We start from the raw sequence: 17538 nt of genomic DNA on the forward strand, positions 1-17538 counted from the left end.
GTACCTGCTCCATCATCGGTCAAAAGCCCGTCGCGCCCTCGGTGAAGGGCCGCAGCGACAGGCCGTCTTGTTAAAGTCGCGTGCCTATACACGCTCGCACGCCGCTTGGCCAGTCGCGCGGGCCAAATTTTTAGCCGCGCACTTGGCCAGTCACATCACCGAACGCAGTTGACGTGGCTGCCCGCCTGCCGAGCCCGCCTCTCGATGATGTCGGCGAGGCGATTGAGGCCGGCGGTCGGCTTCGCCGGATTGCGCACGTGCGGATTGGGGAGAGTGACCGTCAGGAGAGCCGCCTGGCGCCGGGTGAGTTCGGACGCCGACCGGCCGAAATGGTGCCGTGCCGCGGCCTCCGCGCCATAGACGCCGGGCGCCCACTCGACGATGTTGAGGTAGATCTCGATGGTCCGTCGTTTCGGAACCACGAAATCGAACCCGATCGCCAGCGGCACTTCGAGCGCCTTGCGCACGAAGGACCGCCCCTGCCAGAGGTACAGGTTCTTGACCGTCTGCATGGTGATGGTCGATGCGCCGCGCGACGGTTCGCCCGACAGCGCATCGTCGATGACCGACGAGAGGGCGCCCCAGTCGATGCCGCCATGCGAACAGTAGAGTCCGTCCTCCGACATGATGACCGAGTGGACGAGCACCGGCTGGATATCCTCGAGGTCGACCCATTGCCGCTCATAGCCACGCATCATCACGAGATCGCGCAGCATCAGCGTCGAAACGGGATGGACGAACGGCAGCAGGCTGAGAAAGGTCAGCACCACCGGCACGAGCGCCAGGCCCAGTACCGCAAGCCCGCCGCGCCGCAGGTAGAGGGAAGCCCGCCCGCGCGTGCTCCCGGCCCTTCGGCGACCTTTACGGCCCTTCGCGGCCTTGGAATTGTTGTCTTGTGTGCTCAAATCCAGCCTGACCGGGTCGTCTCTAGGCTGAATAGAGTGAGCGGGCCGGTCATGCAACGCTGCAAATCCCCGTTCGTGCCGACCCGCTTGACCGGGGATGAATTTGCAGCCATCGCTCGCCCATGCAAGCCGATGTCCTCGCCCTTTTCGAAGCCGCCCGCGTCAGCCACGCGAATGCCGTGGAACGGCGCCTGCGCGCCCTGCTCGACGATCGCGCCCGGGACGGCGAGGTGGCGCGTCCCGAAAGGCTGATGCAGGCGATGCGCCATGGCGTGCTCAATGGCGGCAAACGGCTGCGGCCTTTCCTTCTCATGGAAAGCGCCGCGCTGTTCGGGATCGAGGGCGAAGCGCCGCTTCGCGTCGCCGCCGCGCTCGAATGCGTGCATTGCTACTCGCTGATCCACGACGACCTGCCGGCGATGGACGACGACGACCTGCGCCGCGGACAGCCGACCGTGCACAAGGCTTTCGACGAAGCGACCGCGATCCTCGCCGGCGACAGCCTGCTCACCTACGCCTTCGACATCGTGGCGAGCGAGGAGACCGAGTTGCCGGCGACCGCCCGCGTGGCGTTGGTCGCCGCACTTGCCCGCGCCGCGGGGCTTGGCGGCATGGCCGGCGGCCAGGCGCTCGACCTCCAGGCCGAGCGCGAGAGACCCGACGAGGCCGGCATCCTGATGCTGCAGGCCATGAAGACCGGCGCACTGATCCGCTATGCCTGCGAGGCGGGCGCGATCGTCGGCGGCGCCAGCGTGGATGAACGCACGCGGCTGGCGGAGTTCGGGTCGGCGGTCGGCCTAGCCTTCCAGCTTGCCGACGACCTGCTGGACATGACGTCCGACGCGGCGACGCTGGGCAAGGCCACCGGCAAGGACGCGGCAGCGGGCAAGGCGACCTTGCCGGGCCTCCACGGCGTCGACTGGACGCGGCGACAGCTCGACGGCCTAGTCGCGCAGGCGCAGGACCTGCTTGCGCCCTTCGGCGACACCGCGTCGATGCTGCGCGCGGCCGCCCAGTTCATCGCCCGGCGCGATCACTGACGTTTCGAGCCTTCAGCGGTTGCGCAGAACGACGCAGGAGCCACCCGCCGCCCGCAGTTGCTGGCAGATGATGTCGGCATTCGCGCGATTGTCGACACCGATGCGGACGGCGTGGATGCCTTGCCGGCCGATGGGTGAGCGAACCCGGCTGACGACCGGCTCGTAGGGCGACAAAAGGGCGGGAAACCGCCCCTTCACCCGCTGGTACTGGCGGATCGCCACGTCGCGCCGGAAGTGTCCGGCAAGCTGGACGCCCCAGGGCTTGAGCTGGACGCTCGACATCGGAACCGTCGCGGTCCGCGTCACCGGCAAGGCCACGCAGGCCTCTTCGAAGGACTGGCCTTCGCGCAGCGGCGGGATGACGCCGGTGCCCGACTGGCCGATGAAGCTGTCCGCCGGCGCGCCGAGGATGTCGAGCACGTAGTTCTCGGTTTCGAGCGGCAGGAAGCCCCCTTGTGAAAGCCAGCGTGCCACCCGGCCCTCGCCGGCATTGTAGGCCGCAGCGGCAAGCCCGACATTGCCGAGGCCTGCGGCGAGTTCGGCAAGATAGGCGGCGGATGCGGGTATCGCCTTGTCGATGTCGAAGCTGTCGTCCAGCCCGCGCATCTTCGCCGTTCCCGGCATGAACTGGGCGATGCCCTCCGCCCCCGCCGGGCTGACCGCGTTCGGATCGAAGCGGCTTTCCTTCCAGATCAAGCGGGCAAAAAAGTCGCGCGACAGACCGTTGCGATCCGCGTGACGGGAGATCAGATCGCAGACGCGGGAGACCGTGACCGGACGTGGCTTCGGCTCGGGCGGCGGCACCGCATGCGCGGCTGTCGTCAGGCCAAGCAGGCAGGCCGCGAGGAGCCGAGAGAGGCGTCCCCGGCCAGCCACAGCCTAATCCGCCGCCGCTTTGCCGGCGACCCCGAAGCGCTGCTCGATGTAGTCGGCAACCATCTTCTGGAAGTCCTCGGCGATGGCCGGGCCACGCAGCGTTGCCGCCTTCTTTCCGTCGATGAAGACCGGCGCGGTCGGCGTCTCGCCCGTGCCGGGCAGCGAGATTCCGATGTCGGCGTGCTTGGATTCGCCGGGTCCATTGACGATGCAGCCCATCACCGCGACCTTGAGCATCTCGACTCCGGGGTAGCGGCTCTTCCAGGCCGGCATGTTGCGGCGCAGGTCGGCCTGGATGTTCTCGGCGAGTTCCTGGAACACGGTCGACGTCGTGCGTCCGCAGCCGGGGCAGGCGGCGACGATCGGCACGAACTGGCGAAAGCCCATCGTCTGCAGCAGTTCCTGCGCGACCTGCACCTCGCGCGTCCGGTCCCCGCCGGGCTCCGGCGTCAGCGAGATGCGGATCGTGTCGCCGATGCCCTGCTGAAGCAGGATGCCCATGGCGGCCGACGAGGCGACGATGCCCTTGGTGCCCATGCCCGCCTCGGTCAGCCCCAGATGGAGCGCGTGATTGGACCGGCGCGCGAGATCGGCGTAGACGGCGATCAGGTCCTGCACCTGGCTGACCTTGGCCGACAGTATGATCTTGTCGCGCGGCAGGCCGATCTCCTCGGCAAGCTCGGCCGACAGGAGCGCCGACTGGACGATCGCCTCGCGCATCACCTCGTCGGCCGTCAGCGGGAAACCGCCGGCCTGGTTCTCGTCCATCAGGCGGGTCAGCAGTTCCTGGTCGAGCGAACCCCAGTTCACGCCGATGCGCACAGGCTTGTCGTGACGGATCGCGGTTTCCACGATCGCCGCGAACTGCCGGTCCTTCTTCGCCCTGAACCCGACATTGCCCGGATTGATGCGATATTTGGCCAGCGCTTCCGCGCAGGCTGGATGGTCCGCAAGCAGCTTGTGGCCGATGTAGTGGAAGTCGCCGATCAGCGGCACGAAGATGCCCAGGCGTTCCAGCCGCTCGCGGATGCGCGGCACGGCGGCGGCGGCCTCGTCGCGATCGACCGTGATGCGGACGAGTTCGGAGCCCGCGCGATGCAGCGCCGCGACCTGGGCGACGGTGGAATCGACGTCGGCCGTGTCGGTGTTGGTCATCGATTGCACGACGATCGCCGCACCACCGCCGACCTTCACGCCCCCGACGTCCACGCCCACGGCCTCGCGGCGCGGCGCCGGTCCGGCCTTTCCGGCGGCGGAGGCCAGGCCGACTGAAGGAATCGAGGCTGCGATCGTCATCTGCCGTCTCCGCGACCTGAAGGGACGGCTTTCAGGTGGCGGAGGGCCTGCGCCATGTCAAGCATGGACCTGTGTTCCCGGGACCGACCTCAGACCCGTTGGCCGGCTGCGATGGCGTGCGCCCGTTCGAGCAGGACGGCCCTCTCCTGCGGGCTGAGAAGATCGGTGTCGAACAGCTTCATGCATTGCAGCCCTTCCATCGCCATGAAGGCGATCAGGAGGTCGCCCAGGTCGCCACCCTGGGCACGCAGGCGCGCCAGCAGGCGGCCACGAAACTGGTTGATCGGCTCCAGGAAGCCGGGATCCTCCGCAATGGCCGAAAAAAGCCAGGCGGCCGGCGGATGCCCCTCGGCCGAACTGCGCTCGATGACGCGCAGATAGGAGGAGAGCAGCGGTTCGCCACGCGCGGAACCCTCGTCGATCGCCTTCTCGAACTCTTCGAGATGCTTCTCGACCAGTCCTTGCAGAAGCTTCGCCTTGGTCGGGAAATTGTACAGAAGCCCCCCCTTCGAGACACCCGCGCGTTGGGCGATGGCGTCGAGCGAAAGGCTTCCCGGCCCGGCATTGCGGGCGACCTCCTCGGCCGCGATAAGAATTCGTTCACGTGAATTTGTTTTTTGCGGCTTCAATCCGATCCTCCCAAGACGCCTGCCGATTGACATTACCGTCCAGACGGTACAGTAAGCGTTCACTGCTAAATTGCAGGATAATGACCGACAAGCAAGAGCCGAGTCGGTCGACACGCGCGGAGCCCCTCGTGATCAAGCGTTTTCTCATAGCCATCGTCCTGCTCGTCATCGTCGTGGGCGGGATCCTCGGTTTCAACATGTTCCGCGACAACGCGATCAACCAGTTCTTCGCCAACATGCCGGTGGCGTCGTCACCGGTCTCGACCGTCGACGTGGCGCCGATCCGCTGGACGCCGAGCATCCAGGCGATCGGCACCGTCGGGGCATCGAGGGGTGTCGACCTCTCGGTCGAGACGAGCGGCATCGTCAAGGCGATCCAGTTCGAGGCCAACCAGCGTGTCGCGCAGGGCGACCTGCTCGTCCAGCTCGACGACACGCAGCAGCAGGCCGATCTCTCCGCCCAACGCGCCCAGGCGGCCCTCGACGTCCAGAACCTTGCCCGCGCCCAGGAACTCCAGAAACGCGGCGTCGGTTCCGAAACGACCGTCGAGCAGGCACAGGCCTCCGCCTCCGCCTCCGCCGCGCAGGTCGAGAAGCTCGAGGCGGTGCTGGAGCAGAAACGGCTCGTAGCGCCCTTCGACGGCACGCTGGGCATTCCCCGAATCGACGTCGGCCAGTACCTCTCTCCAGGCACCACGGTGGCGACGCTGCAGAACCTCGACGTCCTGCGCGCCGATTTTTCCATTCCCGAGCAAAGCCTCGGTCTCGTCGGGATCGGCCAGCCCGTCCGCTTCGGCGTCACCGGGGACGAGATGCCGTTCGAAGGCAAGATCACCGGCATCGAGCCCAAGGTGGACGCGGCGACGCGCCTGGTGCTGATCCGGGCCGAAATCTCCAATCCCGACGGCAAGCTGGCGCCGGGCCAGTTCGTCCAGGTGCGAGTCCAGCTGCCCGAGGAATCGGACGTCATCGCCGTTCCGCAGACGGCCATCATCGCCAGCCTCTACGGGGACTACGCCTATGTCGTGCGCCCCGCCGAAGGGGACGGCGCCGAAGGTCTCGTCGCCCGCCAGGTCTTCGTCAAGACAGGCCGGCGCGCGGAGGGCCGCATCGAGATCGTCGAAGGTCTTGCGAGCGGCGACATCGTCGTCACGGCCGGACAGAACCGGCTGAACAACGGTTCCCCGGTGACGATCGACAACACGGTGCAGCCGCAGGTTCAGGCCGCAAGCGAGGCGGTGACGAAATGAGCTTCTCCGCCATCTTCATCCGCCGGCCCGTCCTGTCGACGGTTCTTGCCTTCCTCATCCTCCTGCTTGGCGCGCAAGGCATCTTCGGGCTGTCCGTGCGGCAGTACCCGAAGGTCGAGGAAACGGTCATCACCGTTACCACCACTTATCCGGGCGCCAGCGCGGACCTGATCCAGGGGTTCATCACGGCGCCGATTTCGGCCTCCGTCTCGACCACCGAAAACATCGACTACGTGACCTCGCAGAGCCGGCCCTCCGTCTCCGTGGTGACGGTCCAGATGCAGCTCGGCGCCGACCCGGACGCAGCGCTGACCGAGGTGATCGCCAAGGTCAATCAGGTGCGCGGGCAGTTGCCGTCGGATGCCGACGATCCGGTCATCGTCAAGGGCACGGGCCAGCAGTTCGCCATCATGTACCTGGCGATGCAGAACCCCAACATGACGGCCGAGCAGCTGACCGAATACATCAAGCGCGTCATTCGCCCGCGCATGTCCACGATCGAAGGCGTCGCCGAGGTCCAGGTTCTCGGCGCGAAGGAATACTCCATGCGGGTCTGGGTCGATCCGGTGAAGCTCGCGTCGCGGGGAATGACCGCTGCCGAGGTTCTGGCCGCGATCCGCGCCTCGAACTTCCTGTCGGCTCCGGGGAAGACGAAGAACACCTTCGTGGCAAACTCCATCACGGTGCAGTCCACGCTTCAGGACCCGCAGGCCTTTGGCCAGCTGCCGCTCAAGTCCGACGAAAGCGGCATCGTCCGCCTCATCGACGTCGCTGCCGTCGAGCTGGCCGCCGAGAGCGAGGAAACGGTCGTCAAGTTCAACGGCGAGGACGGAACCTTCGTCGGCATCTTCCCGACCCCGTCCGCGAACCCGCTCGACACGTCTGCCGGCGTCATCGCGGAATTGCCCGCCATCCGGGCAAGCCTTCCGGACGGCATGTCGATCGAACTGGTCTATGATTCGACCGAGACCATCAGCGCCTCCATCGAGGAGGTGTTCATGACGATCGCCGAAGCCGTCGCGATCGTCATCGTCGTGATCCTGCTCTTCCTCGGTTCCTTCCGGTCGGTGATGATGCCGATCGTCACCATTCCGCTGTCCCTCATCGGCGTCTGCTTCCTGCTGCTGATGATGGGCTATTCGATCAACCTCCTGTCGCTTCTGGCCATGGTTTTGGCGATCGGCCTTGTCGTGGACGATGCGATCGTCGTGGTCGAGAACATCCACCGCCACATCGAGGAAGGCCTGTCGCCCATGCAGGCCGCCTACAAGGGCATGGCGGAGATCACCTCCTCGATCATCGCCATGACCATCACGCTCGCCGCCGTGTTCGCGCCGCTGATGTTCATCGGCGGTCTCACAGGCTCCCTGTTCAGCGAGTTCGCCTTCACCCTGGCCGGCGCCGTGATCATCTCCGGTATCGTCGCGCTGACGATCACCCCGATGATGTCGGCGCGCATTCTGAAGGCCGGCAACCACAGCCGCTTCCAGAAGGCGGTGGACCGCTTCTTCGAGAGGTTCGCCAATGGCTACGAGCGCCTGGTCTCCGGCTCGCTGAAATACCGCCCGGTGACGCTGCTGGTCGTGATCTGCCTCGTGGGCATCTCCGGTTTCATGTTCTTCAAGACCACCACGGAACTGGCGCCGGAGGAGGATTCCGGCGCCCTCTTCGCCCTCATCACGGCGCCGCGCTACGCCACGACCGAGTATACGCAGCTCTACATCGACCAGATTCGCGAACTGACCAGCGACATCCCCGAGGTCAAGGCCAACTTCTCGATCACCGGTTCGGGCGGACAGACCAACTCGGCCTTTTCGGTGTGGGCCCTGAAGGATTGGTCGGAACGGACGCGCTCGCAGAAGGAAATCCAGGCCGACATCCAGGCGCGTCTCGCCAAGGTGGCGGGCGTCCAGGCGCTGGTCTTCGCGCCACCCTCCCTGCCCGGCACCGGCGGCGGCCTGCCGATCTCCGTCGTGATCCGCTCGACCGGCGACGCCTCGCGCGTCTACGAAGTGGCGGAGCAGATTCGCGTCGAGGCGCAGCAGTCGGGCCGCTTCATCGTCGTGCAGAACTCGCTCGCCTTCGATGCCCCGCAGGTGACCATGACGATCGACCGTGACCGCGCCGCCGCGCTGTCCCTGCCGATCAGCGAGATCGGAACGACGTTGGCGCTGCTCGTCGGCGGCGGATCGGTCGCGCAGTTCGACCGCGATTCCAACAGCTACGACATCATCATGCAGGTGCCGGAATCCTTCCGTAACAACCCCGAACGCCTCGGCGAGTTCTTCATCCGCTCGGTGTCCGGCGACATGGTGCCCCTGTCGGCGGTGGTCTCGGTCTCCACCAATGCCTCGCCGGCTTCCATCGAGCAGTTCAACCAGCTCAACGCCGCGACGATCTCGGCCCTGCCGCTGCCGACGGTGTCGAGCGGCGACGGCCTGGCGACGATCGAGCAGATCGCCCGCCCCTTGCTCCCCGACGGCTTCTTCATCGACTATTCCGGGCAGTCGCGCCTGGAGAGCCAGCAAGGGAACACGATCATCATCGCCTTCGCGCTGGCGATCGTCGTCATCTACCTCGTGCTGGCGGCGCAGTATGAGAGCTTCCGGGACCCGATGATCATCCTGATGTCGGTTCCGCTGTCGATCTTCGGCGCCATCCTGCCGCTCAACCTCGGCATCGGAACGCTCAACATCTACACGCAGGTGGGACTGATCACCCTCGTGGGGTTGATCACCAAGCACGGCATTCTGCTTGTGGAGTTCGCCAACCAGCAACGGCAGCTCCACGGGCTCGACCGACATGCCGCGATCATCGCTTCGGCAAAGACGCGCCTGCGGCCGATCCTCATGACCACCGCCGCCATGGCGCTCGGCGTGGTGCCGCTGATCACCGCATCGGGCGCCGGCGCCGCCGCGCGCTCCGCCATGGGCGTGGTGATCTTCGCCGGCCTGATCGTCGGCACCGCGTTCACCTTGTTCGTCGTGCCGATGTTCTACACCTTCCTGTCCGCGCGCGACCTGCCGCCCGAACCGGAAATGCCGAACTTCGAACCGGCGGCCAGTCCGGCTGAATAATTGATCCACCACTTGGACCGCCCCTCGGGGCGGTCTATCTCTGTTGCAGTGCAAAAAGAGAAATGGAGGGCAGCCATGCCCAGGATCGCCGTCGTCACCGGATCCACGTCCGGGATCGGGCTCGCCATCGCCGACGCTTTCGCCGCGTCGGGGTGTCACGTCGTGATCAACTCCTACTCGGACACCCCCGAGGACCACGCGGTCGCCCGGACCATCGCCGAGAAGAATGGCGTCGAGGCGCTCTACGTGCAGGCCGACATGTCGAAGGGCGAGGATTGCCGGGCGCTCGTGGCCAGGGCCGCCGCGCATTTCGGCACCGTCGACATCCTCGTCAACAACGCCGGTATCCAGCATGTGGCAGCCGTCGAGGACTTCCCGCCCGCCAAGTGGGACGCCATCCTGGCCATCAACCTCTCGTCGTCGTTCCACACCATCGCTGCCGCCATTCCCTTGATGAAGCGGGGGGGATGGGGGCGGATCGTCAACATTGCCTCGGCGCACGGGCTGGTGGCCTCGCCCTTCAAGGCCGCCTACGTCGCCGCCAAGCACGGCGTCCTCGGCCTGACCAAGACCGTCGCCCTGGAAGTGGCGACGAACGGCATCACCTGCAACGCGATCTGCCCGGGCTATGTCCTGACGCCCCTCGTCGAGGCGCAGATCCCCGACCAGATGAAGACGCATGGCATGAACCGCGAGACCGTGATCCGCGAGGTCATGCTCGAACGGCAGCCGACAAGCCAGTTCGTGACGGTGGAGCAGATCGGCGCGACGGCGCTCTGGCTCTGCTCGGACGCCGCGAGCCAGGTCAACGGCACGCACATCTCCGTCGATGGCGGCTGGACGGCGCAGTAGCCCGGGCCGTCGACGTCCCGGCACCGCCGCCGCGGTGCCGTCCTTGCCCTGACGTCCCGCCGGTCACAAAAAATCCGGGGACATGCCCCGGATTCTTCGTCTCGCGTCGCGATCGCCCCGCCGCTCAACCCTGCGGCTGCGGCTCCAGCGGCGCATCCGGCTCTTCGCCGCCCTTCGGCTTGCCGCGGGCCGCGCCGGCCTTCGGCACGGCCGATCCGCGCGAGGGCGGCGTGTCGTCGCCCGTGTCGCGGGTCGGCTTGTTGCCGGCCAGCAACTGGCGGATCTCCTCGCCCGACAGGGTCTCGTATTCGAGCAGCCCCTCGGCGATGGCGATCCACTCCTTGTTGTATTCCGTCAGGATGCGCGTGGCCTCGACATAGGCCTCGTCGATGAGCCGCCGCACTTCGGCGTCGATGATCTGGGCGGTTTCCTCGGAGACGTTCTGCGTGCGCGCCACCGAATGGCCGAGGAACACCTCTTCCTGGTTCTCGCCGTAGGCGACATGGCCGAGCTTGTCGGAGAAGCCCCAGCGGGTCACCATCGCCCGGGCGAGCTTGGTCGCCTGATCGATGTCGCTCGAAGCGCCCGACGTGATGTTCTCCTTGCCGAACTTCATTTCCTCGGCGACGCGGCCGCCCATCATGATGATCAGTCGCGACGTCATCCACTTGTAGCTCATCGAGTAGCGGTCGCCCTCGGGAAGCTGCATGACCATGCCGAGCGCGCGCCCGCGCGGAATGATGGTCGCCTTGTGCAGGGGATCGGCCGCCTGAACCTTCAACGCGGTGATGGCGTGGCCGGCCTCGTGATAGGCGGTCAGCTCCTTCTCGGCCAGCGTCATGGCGGTCGAGCGGCGCTCCGCACCCATCATGATCTTGTCCTTGGCATCCTCGAACTCGGCCATCGTGACCAGTCGCTTGTTGCGCCGCGCCGCCATCAGCGCCGCCTCGTTGACCAGGTTGGCGAGATCGGCGCCCGAGAAGCCCGGCGTTCCGCGCGCCAGAACCTTGAGGTCGACGTTCGGGGCCAGCGGCACGTTGCGCGAATGCACCTTGAGGATCTTCTCGCGGCCGGTGATGTCTGGGTTGGGCACCACCACCTGGCGGTCGAAACGGCCCGGGCGCAGCAGCGCGGGATCGAGGACGTCCGGACGGTTGGTGGCGGCGATCAGGATGATGCCCTCGTTCGCCTCGAAGCCGTCCATCTCGACCAGCAGCTGGTTCAGGGTCTGCTCCCGCTCGTCGTTTCCGCCGCCTAGGCCCGCACCACGATGGCGACCGACCGCGTCGATCTCGTCGATGAAGATGATGCAGGGGGCGTTCTTCTTGGCCTGTTCGAACATGTCGCGGACGCGGCTGGCGCCGACGCCAACGAACATTTCGACGAAGTCCGAACCGGAGATGGTGAAGAACGGCACGTTCGCTTCACCCGCCACGGAGCGCGCGAGGAGCGTCTTGCCGGTACCGGGAGGGCCGACGAGCAGAACGCCGCGCGGAATCTTGCCGCCGAGACGCTGGAACTTCTGCGGATCGCGCAGGAACTCGACGATTTCCTCCAGGTCTTCCTTGGCCTCGTCGACGCCGGCCACGTCCTGGAACGTCACGCGGCCGTGCGCTTCCGTCAGGAGCTTGGCCTTCGACTTGCCGAACCCCATGGCGCGCCCCGAGCCGGACTGCATCTGGCGCATGAAGAAGATCCAGACGCCGAGGATCAGGATCATCGGCAGCCAGGAAATCAGGTAGCCGAGGATCGAGTTCGAGCCATCCGTTTCCGGCCGCGCGTTGATCGTCACGCCGCGCTCTTCGAGCCGCGAGACGAGCGAGGGATCGCCCGGCGAGTAGGTCTGGAAGCCCGTTCCGTTGTCGACATAGGTACCCGTGATCCGGTCGCCGGCGATCGTCACGGACCGCACCCGGCCCGCAGAGACGTTCTGGATGAACTCGGAGTAGGCGATCTCCTGCGCGCTGCCCCGCTGTTGCGGGGTCTGGAAGAGATTGAAGAGAGCGATCAAGAGAACGGCTATGATCGCCCACAGCGCGAGATTGCGGTAGTTCGGATTCATCTTTGGGTCCCGTACGCGCCTTCTGGAGGCACGCGTCCATCGTGGAGAACTTGGCCTAACATAGGGTTCAGGCGGGACCTTGCCAAGCAGAAGCCCACCTTTCGGTTAAGCAGCTTATGCGGCATTGTGACTGCGCCAAGGCGAAGGTGGAAATTCATCCGCGCTGACGAGCTTCCGGAGGGCTTCGGCCGGCGCCAGATCGAAGCTCGGCAGGAAGCCGGCATAGGGCGACGGCACGCGCACGAGCAGGGCGCGCGCGAGATCGGCCCCGACCGGGGAAACACCGCCGCCGGTCTCCTCAAGGATACCGCCATCGGTCTCTTCCAGGCTGACGACGGGCTCGGCCGCGAGCGCCGCCCGCACCAGCGCAGGCGGAACGCCGCAGCCTTCGAACCGGCCAGCCTCGATTGCCGCAAGCGCCTGCCCGGCCGCTCCCACCCTTGCCCCGGGCGGTAGTCCGCGAGCGGTTATCCTGAACCGGCCATCCCAGACGGTGCCCGGGGCCGCCGCCTTCGCGCCGGTCCAGCCCGCACGGACTTCCCGATGCAGGAAGACCGCGTCGCTTCGGCGGTCGACGACGGCGCCGCCGAGCGATCCTCGTCCGGGCGCCGAAGCCAGTCGCTGGAACGTCTCCCGTGCGCGTTCGGCTTCGGGCAGGTGTTCGCGCCCGCCCACCGTTGCCAGGAGCAGGCGGAAAGCGAGAAGCGCCGCCACATCGTCCTCGTCCAGGAGCAGTCCGGCTTCGAACCGAACGAGCCCAGGCGTCGGCAGGCTGGCATGACGATCGATCAGCCTTGCGGCCCGGCCGCCAACCTCGATGCGCTCGGACGATGAGCGCCGTCCCTGCACCAGGAGATCCTCGGCCCTGTCGTTTTCGTCGGCGCCGGCCAGCGCCTGGCGCACGCGCGCGCGCTCATAGGCGAGTTGCTCATTGCTGGGGTCGTCGATCCAGGAGAGCCCCTCGCCGACCAGCAGCCCACGCAGCGCGGCGCGCGACAGCGACAGAAGCGGCCGGACGAACCATACGGCGCCGCCATGGAGCGTGGCCGGCGCGATGCCCGCAAGGCCCCGCCCCTCGCCGCGCTGTCGGCGCATGGCGATGGTTTCGGCCTGGTCGGTGGCGGTATGCCCCGTCAGCACCATGGCAGCGCCCGACGCCGTGGCTGCGTCGGCGAGCAGGCGATGACGCGCTTCGCGCGCGGCGGCCGGTACGCCGGTGCCGGGTTTCGGCCCTTGCCAGGCAAGCGTGCGATGTGGAATGCCGCGGGCCGCGCAGAAGGCGGCGACGCGCCTGGCTTCCGCCGCTGAATCCGGACGCAGGCCATGGTCGACGGTCGCTGCAATGAGACCGTTCACGCGCCCGTGGCTTCTGAAAAAGGAATCGAGGAGAACGAGCAGCGCCATGGAATCGCTGCCGCCGGAAACGGCTGCGATGACGGGCCTCCCTGGCGGAAAGGTCAGGCTGGCGAAGACGCGCTGGGGGTCGATGTGGTGGATGTGACGCTCCTCGGACTGGCTGGAGGGCAGGCCTCGACGGCCATGCGGAGCGTCTCTTGGTTTCGTCCGGGTTTCGGCCAGATGCCGGCCGCTTCGCGGACCCTAGCCGTCAGCAGCCGGCGAGAGCCTGCTCGGCCCGAACACGCTCCTTGAGCGCGGAAGACACGTCCTTGTAGCGCTTGCCGATCTCGGAATAGGTGGCGCAGGCGACGTCGCGCTGCTGGAGCGCGGCAAGGGACACACCGAGCTTGAGCAGCATGTCCGGCGCCTTGGGCGCATCCGGAAACTCGCGATTGGCCGCGAGGAAGGTCTCGGCGGCGCTGCGATACTGTTCCATGCCCAGAAGCGCCTCGCCGAGCCAGTAGCGCGCGTCGGCCGTCTTCGGATCGCCCGGAAACCGTTCGATGTGCTCGCGGAAGCCGGCCTCCGCCGTGGGATAATCGCCAGACAGGATGAAATTGTAGGCGTTCCGGTAGAGTTCTTCCGGATCGTCGGTCGGCGGCAGCGCCGCGACCTGGGTGTTGTCGGTTCCCGCGCCGCCATCGTCCATCATCGGCGCGGCCGACCCGGCCATCTGGCCATTCGTGTCGAGGGTGCCCCCCGTCGGGTTGCCATTGGCGTCGAAGGTCACGGTTCCGAGAGTGCGCGGCGGCTCGCCGCGAACGGGGCCTTCCTGCGCAGTCGATGGGGCAGTCGATGACGCGGGCGGGGCCACCGGCGCGGCCGGCTCCGCCGCGGTGACGCGGTTGCCGGTGGCAGCCCCGGCATCGCCACGCTTTTCTTCGAGCTGCTGCAGGCGGAACTCGTTGTCTTCCTGCATCTTGCGCATCTGGTCTTCCATCTGAAGCAGAAGGAAGTTGAGCTCCTCGACACGGCCCGTCAGGTCGCGAACCTGTTCCTCCAGCGTCGGGATGCGCGGATCGCCCGCCTGGGCAAGCTGGACGGTCGCGGCATCGCCCGACCGGCCGAGCCAATTGGGCGGAAGCAGGCCGCCGATCCCGCCGGTCTGGGCGGAAGGCGAATTCTGGCCAAACGGAACGGCATTCGCCGTCCCGCCGAGAAGCAGCGGCACGGCGACCACCGCACAAAGAAATGTTTTCAGTTTCATCAAGGGTCTCGCTTCGGGAAACGCGAAAGGACGGAACGCGAGCACGCTCCGGATTCGGACCCTACCAAGACTTGCGACTTCGGCCAAATTTTGTTTGGCGCGCAAAGCCGATGAGGACCCGGCGCCGCAAGCGGCGCCGGATCGTCAACCGGATCAGCTTCCAGCGCCGCCGAGCAGCGTCACCGCGCGGCGGTTCTGCGACCAGCAGGAGATGTCGTCGCAGACCGCCACCGGGCGTTCCTTGCCGTAGGAGATCGTCCGCAGGCGGTTGCCGGCGACGCCGCGCGACACCAGGAAGTCGCGCGCGGCAGCGGCGCGGCGAGCGCCCAGCGCCAGGTTGTACTCGCGGGTGCCGCGCTCGTCGGCATGTCCCTCGACCGTGATCGTGTAGGACGGATACTGGTTCAGCCACTGTGCCTGGCGCGCCAGGATCTGCTGGGCGTCGGCGCGAACGACGGACGAGTCCGTGTCGAAGAAGATGCGGTCGCCGACATTGACCGTGAAGTCCTGTTGCGTACCGGGGCGGGCCACGCCGCCAGCGCCGGCACCGCCTGCGCCGAGACCGAGATCGGCGGCGCTGTTGGGAATTTTCTTGGACGCGCAGCCTGTGACGGCCAGCGCCATGACAAGCGCGAGTACGGCGGGATTGCGGGTCAGTGCAGCGATACGGCGCATGCGCCACTCCTTCGCATTTTCGTTGTTCGTTTGACTTTCCAGTAACCACGTCGGGGTTAATCCGCCGCCAATGAACATGGTTAACGAAAGGTAATTGCTCCTGATGGCACCGCGATTCTCGGCAGGGATGCCACCGCCGCACACTAGGAGAAAATGCGGCGGAAACGGGACGCAACAGCGCCGAGCGTATGGTTTGCCACGATCGACGGGCTAACAGCCCGCGGATTTCGGCCCCGGATCGGACGCGGCGGGCGACGAGCCGCCGCCGCTGTCACGATCATGTCAGTCGAGCAAGGGCGACCACGCCGGATCGGATGCGAAATTGGGGCTGACGATCGCCTGCTCGTTTCGGCCGGTGAGGTCCACCGAATGAAGCCGCGGGCCTTCGGCTCCCGCTGCCTGGCGGAAGAACATCAGCACGCGCCCGTTCGGGGCCCAGGTGGGGCCTTCCTGGCTGAAGCCGGACGACAGGATGCGCTCGCCCGAACCATCGGTGCGCATGACGCCGATCTGGAACTCTCCACCCGCCTGCTTCGTGAAGGCGATGAGATCGCCGCGAGGCGACCAGACCGGGGTCGAATAGGTGCCGTCGCCAAACGAGATCCGACGCTGGTTGGAGCCGTCGGCGTTCATGACGTAGATCTGGGTCCGGCCGCCGCGATCGGACGTGAAGACGACCTGCGATCCGTCCGGCGAATAGGAGGGCGAGGTGTCGATGGCGTTGGAGCTCGTCAGGCGCGTCGTGGAACGGCTGCGCAGGTCGAGCACGTAGATGTTCGAATTGCCGTCGTCGCGCAGCAGGCTCATGATCACCTTCTGGCCATCCGGCGAGAACCGGGGCGCGAACGTCATGCCCGGAAAGTTGCCGACCAGTTCGCGCTGTCCGGTTTCGAGCTGCAGCAGGTAGACCTGCGGCTGCCCGCCCTCGTAGGACATGTAGGTGATTTCCTGCCGGCTCGGCGAAAAGCGCGGCGTCAGCGCGATCGCACGGCCATCGGACAGGAACCGGGCATTGGCCCCGTCCTGGTCCATGATCGCGAGGCGTTTCACGCGCTGGTTCTTGGGGCCGGATTCATCGATGAAGACGATGCGGGTGTCGAAATAGCCGCGCTCGCCCGTCAGGCGCTCGTAGATCGCGTCCGAAATGATGTGCGCGACCCGACGGACGTTGGACTGCGAGGCGAAGAATTGCTCGCCCGAAAGCTGCTGACCCGCGAAGGTGTCCCACAGACGGTACTCGGCGCGGACGCGGCCGTCGGCCTCACGCGTGACCCGGCCCGTGACCAGCGCCTGTGCGTTGATGACCTTCCAGTCCTCGAAGCGCGGCGCGGCGTCGGGATTGGAAATCTTCTCGATGAAGGCGGCCTTGTCGATCGGTGCGAAGAGACCGGAACGCCTGAGATTGGCCGAGACGATGCCGGTTATCTCGGCGCCCAGCCCGTCCGAGGACAGGAAATCGGTCAGGGCGATCGGAAGCGGCTCGACGACGCCCTTGTTGACGTCGATTTCGAGCACGGCGCGGGCCGGCACGGTCACCGCCGCCGAGAAGGACGCCGCGACCGCGGCTGCGATCAGGAAAGCTTTGAACGTGAACTTCATGGCATGACCTTATTCGTGACTTGCGGGGCGGACTAGCCGCGAATCGTGCTCACAACATGTCGCATCGTGCTTCAGAACATGTCGCTGGGATCAAAGTTGACGATCACTTCGGCCCAGGTTTCATACTTGTCGGCCGGCAGGTTGAAGGGCTCGCACTTCTGGACCGCGCGGACTGCCGACTCGGCGGCGATGCGGCCCGCGCCCGAGCTTGCCCCGCCCTTGACCACTTCCGGGCGCCCTTCGAGATTTCCGGCCCGGTCGAGTCGGAAGCGCACCGACACCCGCAGTGAATCACCATCCTCGGCGCCGGCCGGGATGTTCCAGCACGAGCCGAGCCGCTGGCGCAGCGCATCCATCTCGCTTTGCGAGAGCCGCTCGCCCGTCGTCCTGCGTTCGCCGCCCAGCGCTGCCTGCTCGGTGGAGCGCCTGGCTCCGCCGCCGGACGCCTTCTCCTTGTTGAGGAGCGCGGCGACGTCGTCGAGCACGTTTTCCTTGTTCTGCTCGGCAGGCCGCTGGGCCTGCCGGGTGGCCGGCCGTTCCGGCTCCCGACGCTCCGGGACGCTGGCTGTCTGGGTCTGCTGCTGGCGCGGGCGCGCCTCCGGACGGGGAGCGACGTTGGGCAACGCGGCGTCGAGCGAGGGGGCCGGCTCCGCCGGAGCCGGCGTGGGCTCG

The 17538-nt window shown here is 66.8% G+C and carries 13 protein-coding genes and 1 pseudogene; 4 read left to right on the forward strand and 10 right to left on the reverse strand.

The features are described from left to right. Positions 1-155 precede the first annotated feature (155 nt). Positions 156-815 carry a biosynthetic peptidoglycan transglycosylase gene (locus EJC49_RS18500; RefSeq protein WP_126701434.1) on the reverse strand — a complete coding sequence of 220 codons (660 nt, stop codon included), beginning with the start codon at positions 813-815 and terminating at the stop codon, positions 156-158. A gap of 212 nt (positions 816-1027) precedes the next feature. Here EJC49_RS18500 and EJC49_RS18505 point away from each other — a divergent pair, with 212 nt between their 5' ends. Beyond that, the gene (locus EJC49_RS18505; protein WP_126701416.1) at positions 1028-1945 is read left to right on the forward strand and encodes a polyprenyl synthetase family protein; all 918 of its coding nucleotides are present in this window, start codon (positions 1028-1030) and stop codon (positions 1943-1945) included. Between the two features lie 12 nt (positions 1946-1957). On the opposite strand, the gene EJC49_RS18510 is transcribed toward EJC49_RS18505, so the two are convergent. From EJC49_RS18510 to EJC49_RS18520, 3 genes are all read right to left on the reverse strand, one after another. Then, complete coding sequence (locus EJC49_RS18510) at positions 1958-2821, reverse strand: lytic transglycosylase domain-containing protein (RefSeq protein ID WP_425358829.1); 864 nt, start codon at positions 2819-2821, stop codon at positions 1958-1960. Between the two features lie 3 nt (positions 2822-2824). Beyond that, positions 2825-4117, reverse strand: coding sequence for a flavodoxin-dependent (E)-4-hydroxy-3-methylbut-2-enyl-diphosphate synthase (gene ispG, locus EJC49_RS18515; protein WP_126701417.1), 1293 nt, complete (start codon positions 4115-4117; stop codon positions 2825-2827). Positions 4118-4206: 89 nt separating this feature from the next. Further along, a complete protein-coding gene (locus EJC49_RS18520) occupies positions 4207-4746 on the reverse strand; it encodes a TetR/AcrR family transcriptional regulator (RefSeq protein ID WP_126701418.1) in 540 nt (179 codons plus the stop codon). Between the two features lie 128 nt (positions 4747-4874). On the opposite strand from EJC49_RS18520, the gene EJC49_RS18525 reads away from it, so the two are divergent. The 3 genes from EJC49_RS18525 (at position 4875) to EJC49_RS18535 (ending at position 9925) form a co-directional block, all read left to right on the forward strand. Then, positions 4875-5996 (forward strand): efflux RND transporter periplasmic adaptor subunit, encoded by a 1122-nt coding sequence (locus EJC49_RS18525; RefSeq protein ID WP_126701419.1) that lies wholly within the window; start codon positions 4875-4877, stop codon positions 5994-5996. Beyond that, positions 5993-9073 (forward strand): efflux RND transporter permease subunit, encoded by a 3081-nt coding sequence (locus EJC49_RS18530; RefSeq protein ID WP_126701420.1) that lies wholly within the window; start codon positions 5993-5995, stop codon positions 9071-9073. Before EJC49_RS18525 ends, EJC49_RS18530 begins: the two co-directional genes overlap by 4 nt. Positions 9074-9148: 75 nt before the next feature. Beyond that, the gene (locus EJC49_RS18535; protein ID WP_126701421.1) at positions 9149-9925 is read left to right on the forward strand and encodes a 3-hydroxybutyrate dehydrogenase; all 777 of its coding nucleotides are present in this window, start codon (positions 9149-9151) and stop codon (positions 9923-9925) included. Between the two features lie 124 nt (positions 9926-10049). Here the strand turns inward: EJC49_RS18535 and ftsH are convergent, their stop codons facing one another. The 6 genes and pseudogenes from ftsH to EJC49_RS18565 form a co-directional block, all read right to left on the reverse strand. Then, a complete protein-coding gene (ftsH, locus tag EJC49_RS18540; protein WP_126701422.1) occupies positions 10050-11987 on the reverse strand; it encodes an ATP-dependent zinc metalloprotease FtsH in 1938 nt (645 codons plus the stop codon). A 114-nt stretch (positions 11988-12101) separates the two neighbouring features. After that, entirely contained in the window at positions 12102-13514 is a 1413-nt protein-coding gene (gene tilS / locus EJC49_RS18545; protein WP_342635361.1) for a tRNA lysidine(34) synthetase TilS, read from the reverse strand. A 79-nt stretch (positions 13515-13593) separates the two neighbouring features. Further along, the gene (gene ybgF / locus EJC49_RS18550) at positions 13594-14592 is read right to left on the reverse strand and encodes a tol-pal system protein YbgF (protein WP_126701424.1); all 999 of its coding nucleotides are present in this window, start codon (positions 14590-14592) and stop codon (positions 13594-13596) included. Between the two features lie 153 nt (positions 14593-14745). Further along, entirely contained in the window at positions 14746-15267 is a 522-nt protein-coding gene (gene pal / locus EJC49_RS18555; RefSeq protein WP_126701425.1) for a peptidoglycan-associated lipoprotein Pal, read from the reverse strand. Positions 15268-15549: 282 nt separating this feature from the next. Further along, positions 15550-16866: a Tol-Pal system beta propeller repeat protein TolB gene (gene tolB / locus EJC49_RS18560; RefSeq protein WP_126701426.1), complete on the reverse strand. Its 1317-nt coding sequence runs from the start codon at positions 16864-16866 to the stop codon at positions 15550-15552. A gap of 71 nt (positions 16867-16937) precedes the next feature. Continuing rightward, positions 16938-17538: pseudogene (locus tag EJC49_RS18565) on the reverse strand (TonB C-terminal domain-containing protein); the annotation flags it as partial.

Origin of the sequence: Aquibium carbonis (genome assembly GCF_003970795.1) — a bacterium.
GTDB classification, from domain to species: Bacteria; Pseudomonadota; Alphaproteobacteria; order Rhizobiales; family Rhizobiaceae; genus Aquibium; species Aquibium carbonis.

Bases quoted from the DNA above. Each gene is read 5' to 3' on its own strand.
- ybgF (WP_126701424.1), bottom strand. From the start codon at position 14,592: ATGAAACTGAAAACATTTCTTTGTGCGGTGGTCGCCGTGCCGCTGCTT.
- EJC49_RS18535 (WP_126701421.1), top strand. From the start codon at position 9,149: ATGCCCAGGATCGCCGTCGTCACCGGATCCACGTCCGGGATCGGGCTC.
- EJC49_RS18505 (WP_126701416.1), top strand. From the start codon at position 1,028: ATGCAAGCCGATGTCCTCGCCCTTTTCGAAGCCGCCCGCGTCAGCCAC.
- pal (WP_126701425.1), bottom strand. From the start codon at position 15,267: ATGCGCCGTATCGCTGCACTGACCCGCAATCCCGCCGTACTCGCGCTT.
- tolB (WP_126701426.1), bottom strand. From the start codon at position 16,866: ATGAAGTTCACGTTCAAAGCTTTCCTGATCGCAGCCGCGGTCGCGGCG.
- ftsH (WP_126701422.1), bottom strand. From the start codon at position 11,987: ATGAATCCGAACTACCGCAATCTCGCGCTGTGGGCGATCATAGCCGTT.
- EJC49_RS18530 (WP_126701420.1), top strand. From the start codon at position 5,993: ATGAGCTTCTCCGCCATCTTCATCCGCCGGCCCGTCCTGTCGACGGTT.
- ispG (WP_126701417.1), bottom strand. From the start codon at position 4,117: ATGACGATCGCAGCCTCGATTCCTTCAGTCGGCCTGGCCTCCGCCGCC.